This is a genomic window from Streptomyces corallincola (genome assembly GCF_019104725.1).
GTDB lineage: Bacteria > Actinomycetota > Actinomycetes > Streptomycetales > Streptomycetaceae > Streptomyces > Streptomyces corallincola.
Genome location: NZ_JAHRXF010000103.1, coordinates 1 through 472, shown reverse-complemented (window position 1 = coordinate 472; position 472 = coordinate 1). Strand labels below are relative to the sequence as shown.

Annotated in this window: 1 pseudogene; it reads right to left on the bottom strand. The window is 67.4% G+C overall.

The features are described from left to right. Nucleotides 1-472: pseudogene (locus KUM39_RS27965) on the bottom strand (FdhF/YdeP family oxidoreductase); the annotation flags it as partial.

The following is a 472-nucleotide window of genomic DNA, read 5'->3' as shown; positions in this document are numbered from 1 at the left end:
GCGCAGCAGAAGGACGTTCACGATCTCCCGGATCGCGTCCACCCCGTGCTCGTGCTGCGTCACCCCCAGACACCAGCTGATAATGCTGCGATCCGCGTCCCGGTACACGCGGGCCGCGCGGAGGATGTCGGCCCTGCCGACGCCGGACTGGTGCTCGATCTCCTCCCACGGGGTGTCCTCGCACACCTTGCGGTAGGACTCGAACCCGTTGGTGTACCGCTCGATGAACTCCTGGTCCAGCGCCTTGGGGTCCGTCCTGGCCTGCTCCAGTACCGCCTTGGCGATACCCCGCATCAGCGCCATGTCCCCGCCGATACGCACCTGGAGATTCAGGGTGCCGGTGCGGGTGGAGTGGAAGGTCGCCATGTCCTTGAAGTCGTGCGGGATGATCGTCCGGCGCGACGCGGCTTCCACCAGCGGGTTGATGTGCACGACCTGCGCGCCCCGCTTGTACGCCTCCGCCAGCGAGGTG